Origin of the sequence: Sphingomonas prati, assembly GCF_014643515.1 — a bacterium.
GTDB classification, from domain to species: Bacteria; Pseudomonadota; Alphaproteobacteria; order Sphingomonadales; family Sphingomonadaceae; genus Sphingomonas_R; species Sphingomonas_R prati.
On record NZ_BMJP01000002.1, the window covers coordinates 130,942 to 152,523 of the forward strand.

19 protein-coding genes are annotated in these 21,582 nt (G+C 67.9%); 11 read left to right on the forward strand and 8 right to left on the reverse strand.

Annotation, left to right across the window (positions count from 1 at the left end; all coding sequences use genetic code 11):
- Nucleotides 1-205 precede the first annotated feature (205 nt).
- From IEX50_RS08505 to IEX50_RS08515, 3 genes are all read left to right on the forward strand, one after another.
- On the forward strand, nucleotides 206-916 hold the full coding sequence (locus tag IEX50_RS08505; RefSeq protein WP_157174740.1) for a response regulator: 711 nt from the start codon (nucleotides 206-208) through the stop codon (nucleotides 914-916).
- 16 nt (nucleotides 917-932) lie between these two features.
- A complete protein-coding gene (locus IEX50_RS08510) occupies nucleotides 933-2,243 on the forward strand; it encodes an ATP-binding protein (protein ID WP_157174739.1) in 1,311 nt (436 codons plus the stop codon).
- 110 nt (nucleotides 2,244-2,353) lie between these two features.
- Nucleotides 2,354-3,055, forward strand: a complete 702-nt coding sequence (locus IEX50_RS08515) for a carbonic anhydrase (RefSeq protein ID WP_157174738.1) — start codon at nucleotides 2,354-2,356, stop codon at nucleotides 3,053-3,055.
- 67 nt (nucleotides 3,056-3,122) lie between these two features.
- On the opposite strand, the gene IEX50_RS08520 is transcribed toward IEX50_RS08515, so the two are convergent.
- The 4 genes from IEX50_RS08520 to IEX50_RS08535 all read right to left on the reverse strand — a co-directional run bounded on the left by IEX50_RS08520 (nucleotide 3,123) and on the right by IEX50_RS08535 (nucleotide 8,245).
- Nucleotides 3,123-4,520 carry an efflux transporter outer membrane subunit gene (locus tag IEX50_RS08520; protein WP_157175773.1) on the reverse strand — a complete coding sequence of 466 codons (1,398 nt, stop codon included), beginning with the start codon at nucleotides 4,518-4,520 and terminating at the stop codon, nucleotides 3,123-3,125.
- Between the two features lie 80 nt (nucleotides 4,521-4,600).
- On the reverse strand, nucleotides 4,601-5,719 hold the full coding sequence (locus tag IEX50_RS08525; RefSeq protein ID WP_157174737.1) for an HlyD family secretion protein: 1,119 nt from the start codon (nucleotides 5,717-5,719) through the stop codon (nucleotides 4,601-4,603).
- 3 nt (nucleotides 5,720-5,722) lie between these two features.
- A complete protein-coding gene (locus tag IEX50_RS08530; RefSeq protein ID WP_157174736.1) occupies nucleotides 5,723-7,396 on the reverse strand; it encodes an MFS transporter in 1,674 nt (557 codons plus the stop codon).
- 90 nt (nucleotides 7,397-7,486) lie between these two features.
- On the reverse strand, nucleotides 7,487-8,245 hold the full coding sequence (locus IEX50_RS08535; protein WP_229673827.1) for a competence/damage-inducible protein A: 759 nt from the start codon (nucleotides 8,243-8,245) through the stop codon (nucleotides 7,487-7,489).
- A 64-nt stretch (nucleotides 8,246-8,309) separates the two neighbouring features.
- Between IEX50_RS08535 and map the strand changes: the two genes are divergently transcribed.
- The gene (gene map / locus IEX50_RS08540) at nucleotides 8,310-9,137 is read left to right on the forward strand and encodes a type I methionyl aminopeptidase (protein WP_157174735.1); all 828 of its coding nucleotides are present in this window, start codon (nucleotides 8,310-8,312) and stop codon (nucleotides 9,135-9,137) included.
- A gap of 56 nt (nucleotides 9,138-9,193) precedes the next feature.
- Nucleotides 9,194-9,547, forward strand: a complete 354-nt coding sequence (locus IEX50_RS08545; RefSeq protein ID WP_157174734.1) for a hypothetical protein — start codon at nucleotides 9,194-9,196, stop codon at nucleotides 9,545-9,547.
- Between the two features lie 460 nt (nucleotides 9,548-10,007).
- Here the strand turns inward: IEX50_RS08545 and IEX50_RS08550 are convergent, their stop codons facing one another.
- The 4 genes from IEX50_RS08550 to IEX50_RS08565 are packed head-to-tail and all read right to left on the reverse strand — an operon-like array spanning nucleotide 10,008 to nucleotide 14,719.
- Nucleotides 10,008-12,269 (reverse strand): NADP-dependent malic enzyme, encoded by a 2,262-nt coding sequence (locus IEX50_RS08550; RefSeq protein ID WP_157174733.1) that lies wholly within the window; start codon nucleotides 12,267-12,269, stop codon nucleotides 10,008-10,010.
- Between the two features lie 40 nt (nucleotides 12,270-12,309).
- A complete protein-coding gene (locus tag IEX50_RS08555; protein WP_157174732.1) occupies nucleotides 12,310-13,218 on the reverse strand; it encodes an ROK family protein in 909 nt (302 codons plus the stop codon).
- A gap of 49 nt (nucleotides 13,219-13,267) precedes the next feature.
- Nucleotides 13,268-13,714: a hypothetical protein gene (locus tag IEX50_RS08560; RefSeq protein WP_157174731.1), complete on the reverse strand. Its 447-nt coding sequence runs from the start codon at nucleotides 13,712-13,714 to the stop codon at nucleotides 13,268-13,270.
- A 3-nt stretch (nucleotides 13,715-13,717) separates the two neighbouring features.
- Nucleotides 13,718-14,719 carry an ImmA/IrrE family metallo-endopeptidase gene (locus IEX50_RS08565; RefSeq protein ID WP_188699449.1) on the reverse strand — a complete coding sequence of 334 codons (1,002 nt, stop codon included), beginning with the start codon at nucleotides 14,717-14,719 and terminating at the stop codon, nucleotides 13,718-13,720.
- A 126-nt stretch (nucleotides 14,720-14,845) separates the two neighbouring features.
- Here IEX50_RS08565 and IEX50_RS08570 point away from each other — a divergent pair, with 126 nt between their 5' ends.
- The 6 genes from IEX50_RS08570 (at nucleotide 14,846) to IEX50_RS08595 (ending at nucleotide 21,567) form a co-directional block, all read left to right on the forward strand.
- Entirely contained in the window at nucleotides 14,846-15,358 is a 513-nt protein-coding gene (locus IEX50_RS08570; RefSeq protein ID WP_157174729.1) for a hypothetical protein, read from the forward strand.
- Nucleotides 15,359-15,495: 137 nt separating this feature from the next.
- Nucleotides 15,496-17,571 (forward strand): prolyl oligopeptidase family serine peptidase, encoded by a 2,076-nt coding sequence (locus IEX50_RS08575; RefSeq protein ID WP_157174728.1) that lies wholly within the window; start codon nucleotides 15,496-15,498, stop codon nucleotides 17,569-17,571.
- Nucleotides 17,572-17,619: 48 nt separating this feature from the next.
- Nucleotides 17,620-18,501 (forward strand): hypothetical protein, encoded by an 882-nt coding sequence (locus IEX50_RS08580; RefSeq protein WP_157174727.1) that lies wholly within the window; start codon nucleotides 17,620-17,622, stop codon nucleotides 18,499-18,501.
- Nucleotides 18,486-19,652 carry a S41 family peptidase gene (locus tag IEX50_RS08585; RefSeq protein WP_157174726.1) on the forward strand — a complete coding sequence of 389 codons (1,167 nt, stop codon included), beginning with the start codon at nucleotides 18,486-18,488 and terminating at the stop codon, nucleotides 19,650-19,652. The genes IEX50_RS08580 and IEX50_RS08585 overlap by 16 nt, the downstream gene beginning before the upstream one ends.
- Nucleotides 19,653-19,701: 49 nt before the next feature.
- Nucleotides 19,702-21,087 (forward strand): dihydrolipoyl dehydrogenase, encoded by a 1,386-nt coding sequence (locus tag IEX50_RS08590; protein WP_157174725.1) that lies wholly within the window; start codon nucleotides 19,702-19,704, stop codon nucleotides 21,085-21,087.
- 63 nt (nucleotides 21,088-21,150) lie between these two features.
- The gene (locus tag IEX50_RS08595; protein WP_157174724.1) at nucleotides 21,151-21,567 is read left to right on the forward strand and encodes a hypothetical protein; all 417 of its coding nucleotides are present in this window, start codon (nucleotides 21,151-21,153) and stop codon (nucleotides 21,565-21,567) included.
- The last annotated feature ends 15 nt before the right edge of the window (nucleotides 21,568-21,582 follow it).

A 21,582-nucleotide genomic window follows, 5' to 3' on the forward strand; every position in this document is an offset into this window, starting at 1 on the left:
CCCACCCCGTACCCCCGCGGATGCGGGGACCCAGCTAAGTCCTGAACGCCACGCCAGAAGAAGCAGAACTGGATCCCCGCATCCGCGGGGAGACGACCAAGGTGGGATCCCCGAAGTACCTCGAGGACGCCCAGCCGCCCCACCCACACGCCACCCCCCGCGCCCCGTCATTGACCGCCCCCCGTCCCGCACCTACCCACACCGCATGACCGCCCCCATCATCCTGCTGGTCGAAGACGACCCCGGCCTCCGCACGCTCACCGCCCGCGCGCTCGGCGAAAACGGGTTCCAGGTCCGCCCCGCCGCCTCCGCGCCCGAAATGTGGATCGCGTTCGATGCCGGCCCGGTCGATCTCGTCCTGCTCGACATCATGCTGCCCGGCACCAGCGGCATCGACCTGTGCCGCCAGATCCGCCAGAAAAGCGACGTGCCAATCATTTTCGTCAGCGCGAAGACCAGCGAGACCGACCGCGTCATCGGCCTCGAACTCGGCGCGGACGACTATCTCCCCAAACCGTTCGGCACGCGCGAACTGCTCGCCCGCGTCCGCGCCGTCCTGCGCCGCGGCGGACTCGACCGGCGCCACGGCGAGGGCGGCGAGAACAAGGCCGAATTCGCCGGCTGGACGGTCGATTTCCCGCGCCGCGAATTGCGCTCCCCCACCGGCGCTGTCATCGACCTGACCGGTGCGGAGTTCGACCTGCTCGCCTCGTTTCTCGATCATCCGCAACGCGTCATCGGCCGCGAACGGCTGATCGAACTGTCGCGCACCCGGCTGGCCGACGCGTCGGATCGCAGCATCGACGTGCTGGTCAGCCGGCTTCGACGGAAACTGTCGACCACCGACGTCCCCTCGCCGATCGTCACGGTCCGCGGCGCCGGCTACATGTTTAACGCGGTCGTGAACCGGACATGATCCCGCAGCGTTGGGCATGAGGCTCGCCCGCCCCTCGCTCGGCCTGCTCGGCCAGATCTTCCTGATCGTGCTGCTCACCGTCGCGGTCGAATTCGGCGCCAGCACCTTCCTCTACGAACGCACCAGCCGACTGTCCGCGCAGGAGGACGAGGCGCGCCGCGTCGCCGAACATCTCGTCATTTCGCGCCGCCTGCTCGCCGACAGCCCGGTCGATCAACGCCCCGCCATCGCTGAACAGCTCACCACCGATCGCTACGCCATCCAGTGGCGCCCCACCCGCACCGTCCCGCCCCCCGTCCCCGCCGAACTGCGCGAGATGCGGCTGCAGATCGTCGCCTGGGAACCGGTGCTCGCCAACACCGACCTGCGGCTCCGCCTGAAATCGCCGGGGGTGAGCAACGTCGTGGTCGGCGGCCTCCGCCTGCCCGACGGCACGTGGATCGATTTCAGTACGGACGAGCTGCTGACGGGCACCACGCTCGCCTTCACCCGCATCGTCATCGCACTACTCCCGGCGCTGGCGCTCATCGGCATCGGCTTCCTGGTGCTGCGCGTCACGCTCCGCCCCATGCGGATGCTCGCCAACGCCGCCGATGCGATCGGCCACGGCGCACCCACCACCCTGCCCGAACAGGGCAGCCGCGAGGTGCGCCAGGTCATCCACGCGTTCAACGACATGCAGGCCCGCATCCTCCAACTGATCGACGACCGGACCGAGGCGCTCGCCGCCGTCGGCCACGACCTGCGCACCCCCATCGCGCGCCTCCGACTCCGCACCGACGCAGTCCCCGACGCGGCGCTCCGCACCTCGATGGACGGCGACCTCGCCGAAATGGAGGCGATGCTCTCCTCGCTCCTCGCCTTCTTCGGCGGCGACAGCGACCCGGAGGCGCCCGAGCGGGTCGACCTCGCCGTTATGCTTGCCACGCTCGTGGACGACGCCACCGACCGCGGCCGCACCGCCGACTATGACGGCCCCGACCACTTCGACGCGCACCTCCGCCCGCTGGAGATGAAGCGCGCGGTCGCCAACCTCGTCGACAACGCGCTACATTATGGCGACGCGATCGTCGTGGCGCTGGTGGTGGAGCCTGGCCGCATCCTGATCCGCGTCGACGATGACGGCCCCGGCATCCCGCCAGACGCGCTCGAAACCGTACTCCGCCCGTTCGAACGGCTCGATCCCGCCCGCGCCCGCAATACCGAGGGGTTCGGGCTCGGCCTCGCCATCGTCGCGCGCGCCGTTGCCCGCGCGGAAGGGACGCTCGCGCTCATCAACCGACCCGAGGGCGGCCTCCGCGCCGAAATCGCGCTCCCGCACCGCTGAGACCCGAGCAACACTTACTTACGCACCATCCCTATCGCAGCAAAACTGGTCTGGCACTTCGACCGTCAACGGGGCCGCACCATGCGCCCCCGACAGGATGGAGCAGAACCATGAACGAGCTGATCGGTCGCGTCTTCGGCTTCGAGAAGACCGAATATAAGAATCGCAGCAGCCTCTACGCGAAGCTCGCGTCGGACGGGCAAAGCCCGAAGGCGCTGATGATCTCCTGCGCGGACAGCCGCGTCGTGCCGGAACACATCATGCAGGCGCAGCCCGGCGACCTGTTCGTCTGCCGCAACGCCGGCAACATCGTGCCGCCGCATTCGCAGACGAACGGCGGCGTGTCCTCCACCGTCGAATATGCGGTCGTGGCGCTTGGCGTGCGCGACATCATCGTCTGCGGCCACAGCGATTGCGGCGCGATGAAGGGCCTCGCCAATCCGGAAGCGCTCGGCGCGATGCCGATCGTCGCGGGCTGGCTCAAGCACGGCCACGGCGCCGCGCAGATCGTCTCCGACTGCTATCCCCACCTCGAGGGTGCCGACAAGGTCCGCGCCATCGCGATGGAGAATGTCGCGGCGCAGCTGACCCATCTCCGCACGCATCCGTCCGTCGCGGCCGGCATCGCCCGCGGTGAAATCGCGCTGCACGGCTGGTTCGTCGACATCCACGCCGGCACCATCCTCGGCCTCGACGGCAAGACCGGCCGCTTCGTCACGCTGCGCGAAGACGAGCCACTCCCCGTCGCCGTCGAACAGGCCGCCCGCCATGCCTACGACGTCCACAGCCCCGCCATGGAAGCTGCGGAGTAAGGGCCTAGGCAACCTGTCCGTCGTCCCGACAAAAACCGGGATGACGGACAGGAGCCCGGACTGGAGACTACCGCCCCCAGCCGCCCCCGAGCGCCTGATACAACGTCACCACCGCGGTCAGCTGGTCCGTCCGCGCCTGGATCAGCGTCAGGTCCGCGGTCAGCAAACCGCGCTGCGCATCAAGCTGTTCGATATAGCTCGCATAGCCCGCGCGGTACCGGTTGGTCGCCAGCCGCAACGCCTGCGCCAGCGCCTCGCGCTGCAGCCCGACCGCCTCGGCCTGCTCGCCCGACCGCCGCACGCCCGCCAGACTGTCGTCCACCTCGCGAAACGCGGTCAGCGCGGTCCCGCGATAGGCGAACGCCGCCGCATCGCGCCGCGCGGTCGCTGCCTCCGCCCCCGCGCGCACCCGCCCGCCGTCGAAGATCGGCCCCAGCACGCTCCCGCCGACCGAAAACAGCGTCACCGGCGCCGCGATCAGCGACGACAGCGCCAGCCCCGCCGTCCCCGACAGATTCAGCCGCGGCAAATACAGCGCCCGCGCCGCCGACAGGCTCAGGTCCGCCGACGCCAGCCGATACTCCGCCGCGGCAATATCCGGCCGCCGCCGCAACAGTTCGGACGGCAGTTCGGACGGGATCGCCGGCGGCACCAGCGCCGCCAGCGGCCGCCCGCGCGCGATCGCCCCCGGCACGCCGCCGGTCAGCACGCTTAAGGAATTCTCCTGCCGGCTGATCGACAGCTCGACCTGCGGGATCAGCTGCGCCGCGCTCTGATATTCCGCCTCCGCCTGCCGCAGTTCCAGCAGCGAGGTATAGCCCGTCAGCGCGCGTCGCTGCGCCAGCCGCAGCGCCTCGTCGCGCGCGACCAGCGTCTCCTGCGCCGTCTGCAGCCGCGCATCGAGCGCGCGGAGCGTGATGTACCCGTTCGCCGTCGTCGCCGCGACCGACAGCGCGGTCGTATCGCGCGACGCCTGCGCCGCCAGCAGATCCGCCCGCGCCGCCCGATCGAGCGTCGCCAGCCGCCCGAACAGGTCGACCTCATACGCTACCTGCACCCCCGGCTGCCCGACCAGCCCGTCGATGCCGGTGCCCAGCGACGTCAACGTCCGCTGCTCGGCGACACTCGCACTCCCGTTCAGCGACGGCGACAACGCCGCCCGTGCCAACCGCTGGTTCGCCCGCGCCTCCGCGATCCGCGTCGCCGCGACGGCCAGGTCGGTGTTGTTCGCCAGCGCCGCCTCGACCAGCTGAGTCAAAACGGGATCACCAAACCCGCGCCACCACTCCGCGGTCACCGGCGCCGTCCCCGAAAACTGCGTCCGCCACCCCGCCGGCGCCGTCACCGCAGCCGCAACAGGCACCTCCGGCCGCGGCCCAGCACACCCAGCAAGGAGAAGCGCAACCGCGAGGCCCGCAAGCCCTCTCCCCCCCGGGGAGAGGGTTGGGAGAGGGGGTGACGCCAGGTGAAACGCCCGACGCTCCGCGCTGACCTCCCCCCTCTCCCCAACCCTCTCCCCGCAGGGGCGAGGGGGCAGCAAACCCCTCACCGCCCCGTATCCACTCTGGCTTCCACCGACATCCCCGGCCGCAACCGCCGCGCCAGCGCCTGCCCCGGATCGATCGCGATGCGCACCGCGATCCGCTGCGGCACCTTCACGAAATTGCCGGTCGCCGTGTCGGTCCGGATGATGCTGAACTCGCTCCCCGCCGCGGGCGACAGGTTCTGCACCCGGCCGGTCAGCCGCGCGCCGCCCAGCGCGTCGACCGCGAACGACGCACGCTGCCCCGCCGCCATCTTCGCGGTCTGCGCTTCCTTGAAGTTCGCGATCACCCACATCTGCTCGGGCACGAGGAACATCAGCTGCGTCCCCGCCGTCACATATTGCCCCACGCGCCCGCCGACCTCGCTCAGCGTGCCGGCCTGCGGTGCGCGGATGATCGTGTTGGCCAGGTCGATCCGCGCCAGGTTCAGCGCCGCGTCCGCGCCCTCCACCGCCGCGGCCAGCCCGCCGCGCCCCACCGCCACCGACCGCACATCCTGCTGCCCGATCGCGCGCGCCGCCTCGGCCTGCTGCAACGCGGCCTCGGCCTGCAACAGCGCTGCGCGCGTCTGGTCGCGTTCGCGCAGCGACACCGATCCGTCGCTCGCCAGATCCTCGACCCGCGCCATGTCGGCCTGCGCACGCACCAGCTGCGCCTGCGCGCCCGCCACCGCGGCATCCTGAGACGCCACCGCCGCCTCGCGTGATCGGCGTTGCTGCGCGCTGTTGTTCAGAGTTGCCTGCTGCCCCGCGACCTGCGCCTGCGCCTGCTCCACCCGCTGGCGGTAGATCCGGTCGTCGATCCGCACCAGCATCTGCCCGCGCGCGACATGCTGGAAATCCTGCACCGGCACCGCCACCAGATATCCCGACACCTGCGGGCTGACGACCGTCACCTGCCCCCGCACATAGGCGTTCTCGGTGGCCTGCGTGTCGAACACGAACGGCGGCAGCCGCCACGCGTACAGGATCGCCAGCACCCCCGCGACGACCAGCACCGCGATCAGCGCCAGGCTCCCCAGGCTCTTCGCCGGCGGCCGCCACCGGCGCGGCGACGCAGCAGGCGCGGGTGCAGCGGCGGGCGCGACGACGGGCGGCGTTTCGGGGTCAGCGTCGGCCATGGCTCAACTCGTGGTCGCAGCCAGCGCGGCCCGGCGGCGGGCCCGCTGGATGCGGGTGATGTGGATCGACGCCCATAGCATGGTGACGAGCGCGATCACGCCGATCAATCGGAACACGTCGTCATACGCCAGGATATTGGCCTCGCGCGTCAGCGATTGCCCGATCAGCGCCACGCCCTCCGCCTGCCGCAACGCCGGATCGCCGATCACCCGCCCCAACCCTGCGCCACCCGCGGTGACCCGCGACGCCACGATCGGATCGGTCAGCGACACCTGGTTGCCCAACTGGATCAGATGGACCCGCGTCTGCACCGTCTGGAACGTGCCGATCAGCGCCGCACCGATCAGCCCGCCCAGGCTCTGCGTCACGCTGAACAACACCGAAAAACTCACGAAATATGCCGGCCCCGCCGCCAGCGCGCGCGTCAACCCGACCAGCAGTGCCGGCCCGATGAACAGCAAGGCCGCGAACCCCAGGATCGCTTGGCTCACGTACAGCTGCGGCGGCCGCGTCAGGTTGGTCGCCCCCATGTCCATGAACGCCCCGAACGCGATCATCGCCAGCGCGATCAGGATCGGCTTGCCCAGGAAATTGGGGTTCAGCGTCACCGATCCCACCACCGTCCCCGCAATGCTCGCGAACAGGATGACGACGAACAGCCCGCGCATCTGCTCGTTGCCCAGCCCCAGCGTCGTCAGCAACCCGACCGCCCCGGTCGTCTGCTCCGCTAGCACCACGCGCGTCAGGATCGCGACCAGCGCGAACCGCAGGATATCGCCACTCCCCAGCCAGCGCGTGTTGAGCAACGGGTTCTCGCGGCGATGCTCGATCCAGAACCCCACGGTCAGCAACACCACCGCCGCGCACAGCGCATAACCCAGCCACGGCGCCTCGAACCACCATAGCACACGCCCCAGCCCCAGCACCGCGGCGAGCAGCGCCAGCCCCGGCGCGATCAGTGCAAAGGTAAGGAAGTCACCGCGCTCGAACGCCTTGAACCGCTCGCTTGGCGGCAACGGCAACCACCGCACCGCCGCCAGCGTCAGCAATGCGAGCCCCAGTTCGAACGCATAGAATGTCTGCCACTGCCCCGCCTCCAGCAGTTCGGACGGGAACAGCCGCGCCATCGGCGTCGCCAGCTGCGGGATGCCCACCGCGAACACCAGCCCCTTCAGCCGCCACGACGGCTTGAACGCCTGCATCATGTACAACAGCGCCAGCGTCGACAGCGATGCCGCGGCGACCCCGCTGAACGCCCGCACCATGATCGCGGACGCGAAACTATGCGCCACCAGATGCGCCGCGGTCGCCAGCACATAGCCGACCAGGAAGATCTGCACGAACAGCCGCAGCCCATATTGCTGGCGGAACTTCACCAGCAGCAGGTTGCTGACCACGTTGGTCATGACATAAACCGTCGGCAACCACGCGGCCTCGGCCGGATACAGCCCCAGCTCGCCCTGCAGGCTGGTCAGGTTCGCGGTGACGATCCCGTTGCCCAGCCCGCCGGTGATCCCCGCCAGCGCCGCGATCCCCCCGAACGCCAGCCGCACCCGCATCGGATGATCCGGGATCGCCGGCGACCCGGGCATGATCGATCGCTCATGCGGCTCGGGCACCCACGTATCGGGCGCGCTCCACCACCACCCCCGCCCGCGCAGGCTCGCCGGGATCATGCGAAGGGAGGCCGGTTCATGGCTGAAACATAGGCCGTCAACGTTAAAACATTAACCCCCCTCCATTTCAGGGGAGGGGCTCGCGAGACCTCAGATCCCCCCGTCGGTCGCCACATGCCCGACCTCGGCCAGCCGTGCGACCAGGTCCTCCGCGCACGCATCCAGCGCATCCTGCTCGGTCGACCGCACCACGAAGTTGGCACCCACCCGTCCGTCGCGGAAGAAGGGATAGCTCCCGATCTGGCACGCCGCATGGTCGCGCTCGGTCTCGCGCAGCGTGTCGGCGATCTCGCTTTCCGGCACCATGCAGCCGACGGTGCGCGACAGCAGCGGCCGCCCGCCCTCCAGCTGCCCCGACAGCGCCTCCAGCATCATCCCCGCGATGTGCGGCACGCCCGCCATGATGAAGATGTTGCCGTGGCGGATACCCGGCGCGCCCGACATCCGGTTCTCGATCAGGTCCGCACCCTCCGGCACCCGCGCCATCCGCAGCCGCGCCTCGTTCAGCCCGCCGCGGCTCGCATAATAGTCCTCCAGCACCGCGCGCGCCTGCGGATGCACCACCACCGGCACGCCCAGCGCCACCGCGATCGCATCCACCGTGATGTCGTCGTGGGTCGGCCCGATGCCACCGGTGGTGAACAGATAATCCGCCTTCGCGGTCAGCGCATGGACCGCATCGACGATCACCGCCTCCACGTCGGGCACCACCCGTACCTCGACCAGCCTGATTCCCTGCAGGTTCAGCCACAGCGCCACCTGCGCCACGTTGCGGTCCTGCGTCCGCCCCGACAGGATTTCGTCCCCGATGACGAGGAGGGCGGCGGTCCAGATGCGTGTCTCGGTCATGGCGGCGGCATAGCCGCTTCGCGCATGCTCGCAAAGCAGCGAACGTCGCGCTATATCCTGCACCATGACGGAATATATGACCATCACCGCCACGGACCCGGTGACGCGCGACGGCGCGATCAAGCTGTACGATGCCGACGGTTTCGCCGGCATGCGCCGCGCCGGCCGGCTGGCCGCCGAAATCCTCGACGCGCTCGTGCCGCATGTCGTGCCCGGCGTCACCACCGCCGCGCTCGACCGGATCGTGGCCGACATGTGTCGCGCGGCCGGCGCGGTGCCCGCCACGCTCGGCTACCGCGGCTACACGCACAGCAGCTGCATCTCGATCAACCACGTCGTCTGCCACGGCATTCCGGGGCCGAAGACGCTGAAGGACGGCGACATCATCAATGTCGACGTCACCCCGCTGCTCGACGGCTGGCACGGCGACAGCAGTCGCATGTACATCGCTGGCGACGCCGCGGTGAAGGCGCGCCGCCTGGTCGAGGTCACTTACGAATGCCTCATGGCCGGCGTCGAAGCCGCACGGCCCGGCAACACGATGGGCGACATCGGTCATGCGATCCAGGTCCATGCCGAAAAGCATCGCTACGGCATCGTCCGCGATTTCTGCGGTCACGGCATCGGCCGCGTGTTCCACGACGCGCCGGAGGTCGTCCACCTCGGCCGCCCCGGCACCGGGCCGGAGCTGAAACCCGGCATGATCTTCACGATCGAACCGATGATCAACATCGGCCGCGGCGACGTGAAGGTGCTCGACGACGGCTGGACGGCCGTCACGCGCGACCGCTCGCTGTCGGCGCAGTTCGAACATTCGATCGGCATCACCGACGACGGCTGCGAAATCTTCACGACCAGCCCCGCCGGTTTTCACGCACCCCCCTATATTTGATCGAACGTTTGCCGACGTCCCACGTTGGCGTCGCGATACCGATCCGGAGACCTGACATGCGCGCCTTGCTCATCCCCCTGCTGGCCCTCGCCGCCGCCCCGCTCGCCGCACAGGCTCCGAACCCGGCGCCAGTCGCCGCCGCGACCGAAACGCTCCCCGGCGCCGAAACCGCGCTGACGCTGAACGGCAAGGTCCTGGCCGAACTCCGCGCCCAGGCCGCCAACCGCGCCGCCCAGGCCGCCCAGTATCGCGGCGCCGTCGCGGTCACGAACCAGCAGACGATCGAAGTCCAGCGCATCGCCGAAGAAACCGAAGCCGACTACGCCGCCCGCGTCGCCGCCTGGAAAGCCAAGACCGCCGAAGCCTGCACCGCCGGCAACGCCGAAGCCTGCGCGAAGATCAGGAACTAGGCCCGACCGCAACGCCGACTGTTCCCCGGCGAAGGCCGGGGCCTAGGTGGGCCCTCACGTAACAAACGCGCGCAAGAACGAGATGTCGGCCTCATATGGTCGACGGATGCAGAGCGACCTGCACCCGTCCAACCAACGAGCGGCGTTCTACCTTAAACCCGCTTGTCCCGAGCGCAGTCGAGGGACCGTGGAGCGCAGCCGAGACGCCAGCAGCGCTCCACGGCCGCGCTCCGGGGAGAATGCTGCGACGTCGCTGGCTAGGACGGATCGGCGCAACCTAGCGCTTCACCGTATCAATAGGCTCACCCACTGATCCGTTTGGTTCGAGCCTGTCGAGAACTCCGCGCAGAGTTCTCGACAGGCTCGAACCAAACGGGGCGGGGACAAGTCGCGCAACCTGACGCGGTCACGCTCAACATTCAGCGGGTCTCAGGGGCAACCCCCGAAACCCGCAACCCAACTACCCAGCAGCCACCGCCAGCGCAGTCATGTTCACCACCGTCCGCGCCGTCGCCGCAGAGGTCAGCACATGGATCGGCTTCGACATGCCGAGCAGCATCGGCCCGACCACCAGCCCTTCGGCCGACGCCGCCAGCAGCGTCAGCGAGATGTTGGCCGAGTCCAGCGTCGGGAAGATCAGCAGATTCGCACTGTCGGTCAGCGCGCTCGACCCCACGATCCGCTCGCGGAGCGGCGCGCTCAGCGCGGTGTCGGCGTGCATCTCGCCGTCGATTTCCAGGTCCGGGTCCATCGCGCGGATCAGCTTCAGCGCCTCGCGCATCTTCCGCGGCTGGCGCGTATTGGCCGCCCCGAAATTGCTGTGCGACAGCAGCGCACCCTTCGGCACGATCCCGAACCCGCGCACCGCGCGCGCCGCCAGCACCGCCATCTCGGCGACCTCCTCGCAGCTCGGATCGACGTTCATGTGCGTGTCGCAGAAGAACAACGTCCGCTCGCCGACGATCAGCGCGGTCATCGCCGACACGCGCGTCACCTCGTCCCGGCGCGGGATGATCGGCAGGACGTACGTCGTCTGCTGCCACCAGTCGGCGCTGCCGCCGCACAGCGCGGCATCGACATGCCCCGCCTTCAGCAGCATCGCGGCGCTCACCGCCGGCCGGCTGCGCAGCCGCCGTTCCGCCGCCGCCGGCGTCACGCCCTTGCGATCGACCAGCGCCTGATAGTCGGGCACCAGCGGCGCGAACAGTGCGGTGTCCGCTTCGGGATCGGCGATCTCGATATCCTCGCCCTCGCGGATCCGCAGGCCGAGCGCTGCGATCCGCGCCGCGATCACCTCGCGCCGGCCGACCAGCACGGGCTTCGCCAGCCGCTCGTCCACCACGATCTGCGCCGCGCGCAGGATCCGCTCGTCCTCCGCCTCGGCATAGGCAATCCGCTTCGTCTCGGTCCGCGCGCGTTCGAACACCGGCGTCATCAGCTGGTTCGACCGGTATGTGAACACCTGCAGCTTGCGGCGATACGCCTCGAAATCGGTGATCGGCCGCGTCGCGACACCGTCCGCCGCCGCCGCCCGCGCCACCGCGGGCGCGACCTCCGTCGCCAGCCGCGGATCGAACGGCGCGGGGATGATGTGCCCTGGCCCGAACAGCAGCGACCGGCCGCCATAGGCACGCGCCACCGTCTCGTCCGGTTCCGCACGGGCCAGCGCCGCGATCGCCTCGACCGCCGCGATCTCCATCCCCGGCGTGATCGCGGTCGCCCCGCAATCCAGTGCCCCGCGGAAGATATACGGGAAACACAGCACGTTGTTGACCTGGTTCGGATAATCCGACCGCCCGGTCGCCACGATCGCATCGGGCCGATGCTCGGCGATCAGCTCGGGCAGGATCTCCGGCTCCGGGTTTGCCATCGCCAGGATCAGCGGCTTGTCCGCCAGCAGCGGCAGCCATTCCGGCTTGAACACCCGCGGCGCCGACAGCCCCAGGAAGATGTCCGCCCCCGCGATCACGTCCGCCAGGTTCCGCGCATCCGTCTGGTGCGCATAACGCGCCATGTTGGGCAGCATGTCGGTTTCGCGATCGGCATAGATCACGCCCTTGATGTCGGTGATCGTGACGTTCTCGATCCGCATCCCCATCGCGACGAGCAGGTCGACGCACGCCAGCGCCGCCGCACCCGCACCCGACGTCACCAGCCGGACATTCTCGATCTGCTTGCCCTGCAGCAGCAGCGCGTTGCGCACCGCCGCGGCCACCACGATCGCGGTGCCGTGCTGGTCGTCGTGGAACACCGGAATGTTCATCCGCGCGCGCAGCTTCGCCTCGATCGCGAAGCATTCCGGCGCCTTGATATCCTCAAGGTTGATGCCGCCGAACGTCGGCTCGAGTGCGGCCACCACCTCGACGAAATGGTCCGGATCGGTCGCGTCGACTTCGATGTCGAACACGTCCAGCCCGGCGAATTTCTTGAACAGGACGGCCTTGCCCTCCATCACCGGCTTGCCCGCCAGCGGCCCGATATTGCCCAGCCCCAGCACCGCGGTGCCGTTGGAGATCACCGCGACCAGGTTGCCGCGCGCCGTCAGCTCGCGTGCCTGGTCCGGGTCCGCGACGATCGCCTCGCACGCCGCGGCCACGCCGGGGGAATAGGCCAGCGCAAGGTCGCGCTGGTTCGCCATCCGCTTGGTCGGTTCGACCGACAATTTCCCCGGCTGCGGATACCGGTGATAATCGAGCGCCGCCTGCCGGAAATCATCGTCCATGCCGTACCGTTCCTCATGCCTGTCGTCGCGCACCCCTGCTCTAGGCGGCGACGTCCGCGATTGCCAGCCTCGCCAGTGCGATCGCGCCCATCGGCCCCGCCATCGCGCCCAGTTCCGGGCCGGACACGAACCGCTGGATGTCCTCCGCCACCCGCTCCGCATGCGCATAACCGCCCAGGCTGGCGACCAGCGCGGCGCGGATCCGCGGGATCAGGTGCGGCTGCCCCACCGGCACGCCGCCGCCCAGCAGGATGCGCTGCGGCGCGGTGGTCAGCACCAGATTGTGCAGCATCATCGCCAGCGCATGGACCACCCCGTCCCACGCCGGATCGTCCGGGGACAACAGCTCGGCCGCCCGCCCGCTGCGCGCCGCGATCGCCGGCCCCGCCGCCAGCCCCTCCACGCAATCCCCGTGATACGGGCAGTGCCCCGGCCAGTCGTCGCCCGCCATCCGCGGTATCCGCAGATGCCCCGCCTCCGGATGACCCAGCCCGCGCACCGTCTGGCCATTGACGACGATCCCGACCCCGATCCCGGTGCCGACCGTCACATAGGCGTGGCTCGCCAGCCCACGCGCCGCCCCCCAGCGCCCCTCGGCCAGCGCAGCCCCCGCCACGTCGGTGTCCAGCATCACCGGCAGTCCGGTCGCGGCGACCAGCGGCCCGACGATATCGACCCCCGACCACCCCGGCTTCGGCGTCCGCACGACATGGCCATAGTCCGGGGCATCCGGATCCAGTTCCAGCGGCCCGAAACTCCCGACCCCCAGCGCCCGTGCCCGCGTCGCCACGTCCCACTCGCGCAGCACCTCGACGATCCGCCCCAGCGTCGCCCCCGGCGCCCCCGTCGCGATCCGCTCCGTCGCCACCACCCGATCCGGCCCGGCCGCCAGGATACACACACACTTTGTTCCGCCCAGCTCGACGCCGGCATAGAGAGGTTCTGTCATGGGGGTGTTTTGATCTATCCCACCGTCAAAGTGCAAGCTTCAATCCGAATTAGACAGCAGCGATTCCGATAACACAACCGGCGGGTAAGTGACATTTGACAGCTACACTTTGGCAATCTTTCAGTGCTTTTCCATCGCTTACCAGTACAAGCTTATGCAATCTGGCGACCGCAAGCGCACGAAATCGATCAAGCGGAGGTGTCACACCAAAAAGCTTCGAACCACCATGGGCCTCTACCATCGCAGCAGCTGCTTTGTTTGCCCCTAAATCTATACTAGCATATTTTTTATACGAAATTGCCTGCATCTCAGCATACACTTCAGGATCATTCTCCTTCAGTTCTTTGCTGACTGACTTGATAATTAACATTTCTCCAGACTCTATCGCGTTAATAACCGCGCTACGGACACTGTTTTGAGTTGTTGTTAATGCGGCTCGCAACCCATATGTGTCTATCAGATATTTAATTTCTGTTTGTATCTTCTTCGCTGCCATGACCTATTCGATCTTGAACAGCTGATCTTGATACTTCCGCTTCAATCCAGATAGGCGATAGATATCAAGATCGTCTAATTGCCCCTGAGCACGCGCTTGGCCAAGCAACGACAGCAACAAACTTCCATATATTGTTCGCTTAGTCTGTAATGGATCAACATTACCGCCATTCTGATTATCTGTAGTATCCCCAGGCGGAGTTACTCCATTGAACTTACTCCGCCATTTCGCATAATCATCAGCAGTAAGACTACCAACCTCAACCAGCCGTCGAACAAGGGCTTCCTGACTGATTCCTAATCGCGCGGCGAAACGCCTGATTACGTCGTGATCTGCCGAGCGGGGGTACTGATAAATATTTATTGCTCTATTTATTACAGTATCGGGTGCCAGAAAATATGCTGCAAACTTGTTACAAAATTTCTCGACTCTATTGGTTAGAATTGATGGATTAGACGCGCCTTCGGCCCGTATTAAAACGTGGCAAAACTCGTGAGCTAATGTAAAAAGTTTTCGAGCCTTGCTGCTTCCTGTAGCGTTTATTGTAATAGCGTGAGGACCGCCAGCAAAGTGCGTATAGATCCCTGCCGCTTCGTCAGTTCCAAACGACCTATGAATTACAATGACGCCCAAGCCTTCTATGAACTCCCGCAAGTTAACATAAATGGCATTCGCATTTATAGCGTCCAGTTGATCGTCGCTAGTAAATCCCCAGCGCTCGCGCCAGAGCTCCGCCAATTTAATTGCCTCTGCATCAGTGTAGCTCGATTCAATCTGTGCGAGACTTGAGGCAATATTTGTGCCTAAATTAAGAGATGCCAGTGCGCCCGAAATTCGCTCTACAAATGCGATTGCGCTTAGCGTGCCTTGCTCAAACTTTCCGACGTGTGGATTAGCCGTACGAAAATCTATCGTCTGTAATAACGGTGGCGATTCATCAATAAAAAAAGCCTCGGTCGGTACCGCGAGTTGTGCAGCGATTGACTCAATTTCTTTGTCACTCAACTCACCATCAACCTCGACGGCACGTCGGAGATCAGCCGACGACACACCTGATCGAGACGCAAGGGTGGTCAACGGCAACCCCCGCGCGTTAATCACGCTCTGCAAGGCTACCCTGGAGAGCTTCACATGAGTGCCGATTTTGGACCGTGGCTAATCAAACTCAACTCTCTAACTTTTTCTCAGCTCGCCAACGTGCAAACGGTCGGTATCGGACTTTATCTAGCGTTGGCAGTAATTCAAGCTGTGTCAGACGGTGGTGTTGCCGGCCTTCGTAGGCGAGCAACAACGCTGGGCGTGGCAATAGCGGCAGCAAACAAGGCCTACTTAAAAATTGAGTCAGGCAGCATTCTAGTTGATGTTGGCGGACTTGAGATGAGCTTCCAACGTACGAACCGTACCATTCTATACTTATCGGCATGTCTCTTTACAATAAGCGTAATATATTTTGCTTACTGTACAATCTTTTATGATAACTTCGCGTATGTTTCGGGTGCATGCTTTATTTTTGTGTTTTATCTTTTCATGCCAATAGCAATTTTCATATCAATGGGTATCTACATTAAGAAACGCTGTGTGGGAGTTGATATACGAATAAATCAACTTCAGTTAGACTATATGGCGGCGGCGTTGAGTGGATAATTGTTGAACTAGTCTTCACGTCCAGGAAGGCTCCGATCCGCAGCGACAGCTCTTTTTGTATTGAGCATCCGCAAAGACCCACCTTCCCCCCACACCCATCACAGGATACGCTGACCCCTCCCCCGGAAAGGTCCCGCATGATTGCTTTTGCCCTGCTGCTGCTCGCCGCGACGCCCGATCCGTTGGCCTATACCGAACAGGTCGAGGGGGTGCAGGCGCTGGCGCAGGTGCGGGGGTGGAATGCGGCGACGCGGACCGTGCTGGAGGCGACGCCCGGGTTCGCCGCCACCCGCGCCCGCGCGCTCGCGCTGCTGCAGGACGATGCGCAGATCGCGACGCCGCAGATCGCCGGCGACAATGTCCTCAACCTCTGGCGCGATGCCAAGAACCCGCGCGGCCTGTGGCGCATCTCGCCGCTTGCCGCGTTCCGCGCGGGCAAGCCGCAGTGGCGCACGCTGATCGATGTCGATGCGCTCGGCCGGGCGGAGGGCAAGAGCTGGGTCTGGCACGGCGCCACCTGCCGCGCGCCGGCCTACGACCGCTGCATGGTGTCGATCGCCGACGGCGGCACCGATGCGGGGGTGGAGCGGGAATACGACCTCGCCGCCGGCCGCTTCGTCCCCGGCGGCTTCACCCTGCCCGCCGCCAAGAGCGACGTCGCCTGGGGCCCGGGCGACAGCCTGTACGTCGCGACCGACTACGGCGCCGGCACGCTCACCACCTCCGGCTATCCGCGGATCGTCAAGCGCTGGGTCCGCGGCACCGCGCTCGCCGCCGCACCCGTGGTGGGCGAGGGGCGCGCCACCGACGTGCGGGTCGGCGTCACCACCATCGTCGACGGCACCACCGCCTGGCCGCTCTACACGCGCGGGCTCGATTTCTACCGGTCCGAGGTCAGCCACGTCGCGCCCGACGGCCGGCTCGTCCCCTCCCCCCTTCCCGCCGACGCCGACATCCAGGACGTCATCGACGGCCGCCTGATCGCCAAGCTGAACAGCGCGTGGGGGGCTCAGCCACAGGGCGCGCTCGTCGCCTACCGCATCGCCGACGTGCTGGCCGACCGCCCGGTCACGCCCGAACTGGTGCTGGCCCCCACCCGCGCCCAGGCGATCGAGGAGGTCTCCGCCGGCAAGTCCGTCCTGTGGGTGAAACTGCTCGACGACGTGTCGGGCAAGCTCGTCGCGCTCACCCGCCCCGCCACCCCCGGCGCGGGGGGCTGGACCCAGACCGCGCTCCCGCTCCCCGCCAACGCCACCGTCCACCTCGACACCGCATCGGGCGCGCAGGACCTCGCCTTCGCCAGGGTGGAGGGCATGACGCTGCCCCCCACGCTCTACGCCGTCGCGCCCGGCACGAAACCGACCGTCGTGCAGGCCCTCCCCGCCCGCTTCGACGCCAAGCAGTTTTCGGTCACGCAACGCTTCGCCACGTCGAAGGACGGGACGAAGATCCCCTATTTCCTCGTCCGCCGCGCCGGCGCCACCGGCCCCGTCCCCGCGCTGATCCACGCTTATGGCGGCTTCAAGGCCGCGCAGACGCCGACGTATCTCACCGAACAACCCTACCGCGCCGGCCCGGTCGGGCTGTTCTGGGCGGAACAGGGCAATGCCTATATCCTCGCCAACATCCGCGGCGGCGGCGAATATGGCCCCGCCTGGCACCAGGCCGCCCTGCGTGAGAAACGCCAGAACGCATTCGACGATCTCCACGCCGTGGCGGAGGACCTGATCCGCACCGGCGTGTCCGCCCCGCGCAAGATCGCGGTATCCGGCCGCTCCAACGGCGGGCTGCTCGTCGGCGTCGCCATGACGCAGCGCCCCGATCTCTACGGCGCGGTCGTGATGGGATCGCCGCTGATCGACATGCAGCGTTACTCGCACCTGCTGGCCGGCGCATCGTGGATGGGCGAATATGGCGACCCGGACGTCCCCGCCGACTGGGCGTTCATCCAGCGCTACTCACCGTTGCAGCAGTTGAAGCCCGGCGTCCGCTACCCCGCGCCGTTCATCTACACATCGACCAAGGACGACCGCGTCCACCCCGCCCACGCCCGCAAGTTCGCCGCCCGCCTCGAACAACTCGGCGACCGCTTCTACTACTCCGAGGCACTCGAAGGCGGCCACGCCGCCGGCGCCGACCGCACCGAGGATGCGCAGCGGGCCGCGATGATCCTCGCCTACCTCAACCGCGAACTGGGCGGCTCCGCGCGTTGATGGCGGCATTCAGCGCAGCGTCATGCCGACCATGACCATCGTCCCCGCATGATCGCCGCGCTGACCGCCCTCCTGCTCGCCGCCCCCACCGGCACGCTGACGCTCGACCGCGCCGACCCGGTCGTGTCCGTCACGATCGACGGCGTCCCCCTTCGCCTCCGCGTAGCGCTCGACCAACATGCCGTGGTCGAACTCAACCCCGACGCCGCCGCCCGCCTGACCTTCCTCAAGTTCGAACGCGACGGCGGCGCACAGGTCGGCCGCATCGCCATCCCCGGCCGCGTCGCCCGCGCGCGCCTCGTGGTCGCCGGCCGCAAGGTCGACGTCACCGCCTCGAGCTACCCGCGCCCCTGCTGCACGAACGTCGACGGCGAGATCGCCCCGGACCTTCTCCCCTTCGCCGAACTCCACTTCACCTCGCCCGCAGCCGCCATGCCCACCCGAACCGTCAGCTTCACGATGGAACGCAGCGAGGATCTCGGCCTCTTTACCCGCGCCCGCACCCCCGGCGGCCCGGTCCTGCTCCTCTTCACGCTGAACCACGCCTCCACGCTCGCCACCGGCGCCGGTGCGGCGGTCCTCGCCCGCGGCGGCGCGGGCCGCTTCACCACGACCACCGGCACCGAAACGCGCGCCTTTGGCATCCCCCGCCCGGTTCGCACCATGATCCTCGACCGCCCCGTCACGATCGGCGGCTTCACCGTGGCGTCGCTGTCGGTCCGCACCGCCGACTTCCGCGGCGATAACACTCTCCCCCCGATCCCCGGCACGGCCACCCCCCCCGCCGACATCCGCGTCACCGCGCGCACCCCCGCACCACAACGCGCCATCCCCGCCGTCACCTTCGGCCGCGACCTGCTCGACGCCTGCCCCGACATCCGCTTCGCCGTCCCCACCCGCCGCCTGACGCTCACATGCACGCTCCCCTGACCCGCCGCGCCGCACTCGCGCTGATTGCCGGCACGACGCTCGCGGCCGCCGCCCCGCGCCCCGAGCATGCCGATCTGTTCGACCGCGTCTGGGACGAGGTCGACCGCCGCTACTGGGACCGCGACCGTCTGGGCGAAAGCTGGAACACCGCCTACGAACGCTACCGCCCGCAAGCGATCGCCGCCACAGACGAGGCCGCACTCTACCGCATCCTCGCCGCCATGCTCGCCACGGTCGGCGACAGTCATGTCTACATCCGCACACCCGCCGCCGTCCGCCGCGATGCCGATGCGGACGCTGGCGCGGACAGTGCGCAGTTCGGCCTGTCCGCCTGGCCCACCGCCGGCGTCTGGCGCGTGCTCTCCGTCCGCGCGGACGGCCCCGCCGCCGCGGCCGGTGTCCGCCCCGGCTGGCTGATCGACAGTGTCGACGGCCGCCCGGTCGACGACGACTGGCACCCCCGCGCCGGGCAGTCCGCGCGCTTTGCCTTCCGCGACCTCACCGACCGCCCCCGCACGCTCACTTTGACCAGCACGCTGCTCCCGCCCGAACCGCCACGCCGCGCCACCCGCCTGCCCGGCGACATCCTGCTGCTCGCCTTCGACGTCTTCGCCGGCGGCGAGGACCGCTGGATCGAGGACGAGATCGCCGCCGATCCCCCCGCCGCGCTCATCCTCGACCTGCGCGAAAACGAAGGGGGCGAGGCGCTCGCCGTCGCCCGCGTCGCCGGGACATTGTTCGACCGCAAGCGCACTCTCCTGCGCCGCGTCGCGCGCGGCAAGACGCTCGACGTCCCCACCGTCGGCGCGGGCCGGCGCAGCTATACCGGCCCGCTCGCCGTCCTGGTCGGCCCGCGCAGCGCCAGCGGTGCCGAAATCCTCGCCGCACTGGTACAGGACAGCGGCCGCGGCCCCGTCATCGGCGGCACGACGGCGGGCGCGGTCACCGGTGCCGCGCAAACCAAACTGCCCGACGGCGGCGAACTCTGGGTCGCGGTGTTCGACATCCGCAGCGCCGCCGACGTCCGGCTGGAGGGGCGCGGCCTCTTCCCCGCCGTCCCCGTCACCCAATCGCTCGCCGATCTCCGCGCCGGCCGCGATCCCGTTCTGGCACGGGCGCAATCCCTGCTCGCCGCCGATAATCCCGCCTGACGGACATAGCGTGAACCTGACGCGTTGAGCGCGTAATCAGGAGAATTTCATGCACCGTATCGACTGCGACGTCGCCATCATCGGCGCGGGCACCGCCGGCCTCGCAGCCTACAAGGCGGCCACCGCAGAAGGTGCCCACGCCGTGCTGATCGAATCCGGCCCCGGCGGTACCACCTGCGCCCGCGTCGGCTGCATGCCGTCCAAGGCGCTGATCGCCGCCGGCCGAACTGCACACCACGCCCGCCAGGCCGCGATGTTCGGCGTCACGGTCGGCGACGTCACCGTCGACGGCCCCGCCGTGATGGATCGCGTCCGCCGCGAACGCGACTATTTCGTCGCTTCCGTCATGGAGGATGTCGACGCGATCCCCGCCGACCGCCGCATCGCCGGTCACGCCCGCTTCACCGCCCCCGGCCAGCTCAGCGTGGACGGCGGCCCGGACATCACCGCCCGCACCATCGTGATCGCCGCCGGATCGGCCCCGTCGCTCCCCGAGATCCTCGAACCGGTCGCAGAGCATGTCCGCACCAGCGACACGATCTTCGAGATCCCGACGATCCCCGCCACGCTCGCGGTGCTCGGGGCCGGCGTGATCGGCCTCGAACTCGCCGCCGCCTTTGCCCGGCTCGGCACGCGCGTAACGATGATCGACAAGGGCGACGTCATCGCGAGCATCGCCGATCCGGAGGCCGAACGCATCGCCCGCGACCGCCTGGCGCAGGACTTCACGATCCTGCTCGGCGCCGACCTGACCGCCGCGGACCTCGTCGACGGCAAGATCCGCCTCGCCTGGGACGGCGACCACGCGGGCGACGCCATGTTCGACCTCGTCCTCGCCGCCGCCGGCCGCCCGCCCGTTTCCGACACGCTGAACCTCGACGCGGCCGGCATCGACCGCGACGATCATGGCACGCCGCATTTCGACGCCGGCACCGGCCGCTGCGGCGATAGTATGGTGTTCATCGCCGGCGACGCGCGCGCCTGCCGCCCCGTCCTGCACGAAGCGGCGCGGTCCGGCCGGCTCGCCGGGCACAACGCCGCGCGGCCCGACGACCTGCGCCGCGACCCGATCCTCCCCCCACTCACCATCACCTATACCGATCCGCAGATCACAATGGTCGGCTGCGACTATGACGAACTGCCCAGCGACGTCGTGATCGGCAGCGCGACGTTCGGCGACAATGGCCGCGTGCATATCGATGCGGCCGGCGACGGCATCGTGCGGCTCTATGCCGACCATGACGGCACCGTGATCGGCGCCACGATCGTCGGCCCCGATGCCGAACATCCCGCCCACATGGTGGCGCTCGGTATCGCCTGCGGCCTCACACTGCAGGAGCTGGCGGACCAGGCCTATTACCACCCGACCGTCATGGAGGTCCTGCAGAACGCGGCGCGCGACGCATTGTCCACGCTGGCCAAGTCCGATGCATGATGTTCATCGCGCGGTCATGGTGCCGCGCGCCTTGATCGCCGCGTCCGTTCCGGAGATGCCCGCATGAAGATTCCCGCCTTCCTCGTCCTGCTGGCCGCCGCCGCGCCGATCGCCGCGGGCGCGCAGGACATGGAAAAGGTCAGCGGCACGCCGCCCGAACGGATCCAGCAGCTCACCGTTTACGGCAAGGACCCCTGCCCGCGCAGCACCGGCGAGGAAGTGATCGTCTGCGCCCGCATGCCGGAAGGCGAACGTTACCGCGTCCCCAAACCGCTGCGCGACAAGCGCAAGGCCGATGCGCCGGCGGCGATGGCCTGGGGCGCCCGCTCGATGGAACTCGAAAATGTCAGCCGCCAGGGTCTGCCCGGCAGCTGCAACACCGGCGGATCGAACGGCCAGACCGGCTGTTTCCAGCAATTCCTGGCGCAGGCCCGCGCCGAACGCGAACTGGCCAAGCGTCAGGCGGCGGAGGAACCCTGATACTATCCAGACGTC

Coding starts and splice junctions, on each gene's coding strand:
- IEX50_RS08580 (WP_157174727.1), top strand. CDS start 17,620: ATGATCGCCGCGCTGACCGCCCTCCTGCTCGCCGCCCCCACCGGCACG.
- IEX50_RS08570 (WP_157174729.1), top strand. CDS start 14,846: ATGAGTGCCGATTTTGGACCGTGGCTAATCAAACTCAACTCTCTAACT.
- IEX50_RS08560 (WP_157174731.1), bottom strand. CDS start 13,714: ATGGCAGCGAAGAAGATACAAACAGAAATTAAATATCTGATAGACACA.
- IEX50_RS08590 (WP_157174725.1), top strand. CDS start 19,702: ATGCACCGTATCGACTGCGACGTCGCCATCATCGGCGCGGGCACCGCC.
- IEX50_RS08530 (WP_157174736.1), bottom strand. CDS start 7,396: ATGATCCCGGCGAGCCTGCGCGGGCGGGGGTGGTGGTGGAGCGCGCCC.
- IEX50_RS08515 (WP_157174738.1), top strand. CDS start 2,354: ATGAACGAGCTGATCGGTCGCGTCTTCGGCTTCGAGAAGACCGAATAT.
- map (WP_157174735.1), top strand. CDS start 8,310: ATGACGGAATATATGACCATCACCGCCACGGACCCGGTGACGCGCGAC.
- IEX50_RS08555 (WP_157174732.1), bottom strand. CDS start 13,218: ATGACAGAACCTCTCTATGCCGGCGTCGAGCTGGGCGGAACAAAGTGT.
- IEX50_RS08585 (WP_157174726.1), top strand. CDS start 18,486: ATGCACGCTCCCCTGACCCGCCGCGCCGCACTCGCGCTGATTGCCGGC.
- IEX50_RS08550 (WP_157174733.1), bottom strand. CDS start 12,269: ATGGACGATGATTTCCGGCAGGCGGCGCTCGATTATCACCGGTATCCG.
- IEX50_RS08505 (WP_157174740.1), top strand. CDS start 206: ATGACCGCCCCCATCATCCTGCTGGTCGAAGACGACCCCGGCCTCCGC.
- IEX50_RS08545 (WP_157174734.1), top strand. CDS start 9,194: ATGCGCGCCTTGCTCATCCCCCTGCTGGCCCTCGCCGCCGCCCCGCTC.
- IEX50_RS08535 (WP_229673827.1), bottom strand. CDS start 8,245: ATGACCGAGACACGCATCTGGACCGCCGCCCTCCTCGTCATCGGGGAC.
- IEX50_RS08575 (WP_157174728.1), top strand. CDS start 15,496: ATGATTGCTTTTGCCCTGCTGCTGCTCGCCGCGACGCCCGATCCGTTG.
- IEX50_RS08595 (WP_157174724.1), top strand. CDS start 21,151: ATGAAGATTCCCGCCTTCCTCGTCCTGCTGGCCGCCGCCGCGCCGATC.
- IEX50_RS08525 (WP_157174737.1), bottom strand. CDS start 5,719: ATGGCCGACGCTGACCCCGAAACGCCGCCCGTCGTCGCGCCCGCCGCT.
- IEX50_RS08510 (WP_157174739.1), top strand. CDS start 933: ATGAGGCTCGCCCGCCCCTCGCTCGGCCTGCTCGGCCAGATCTTCCTG.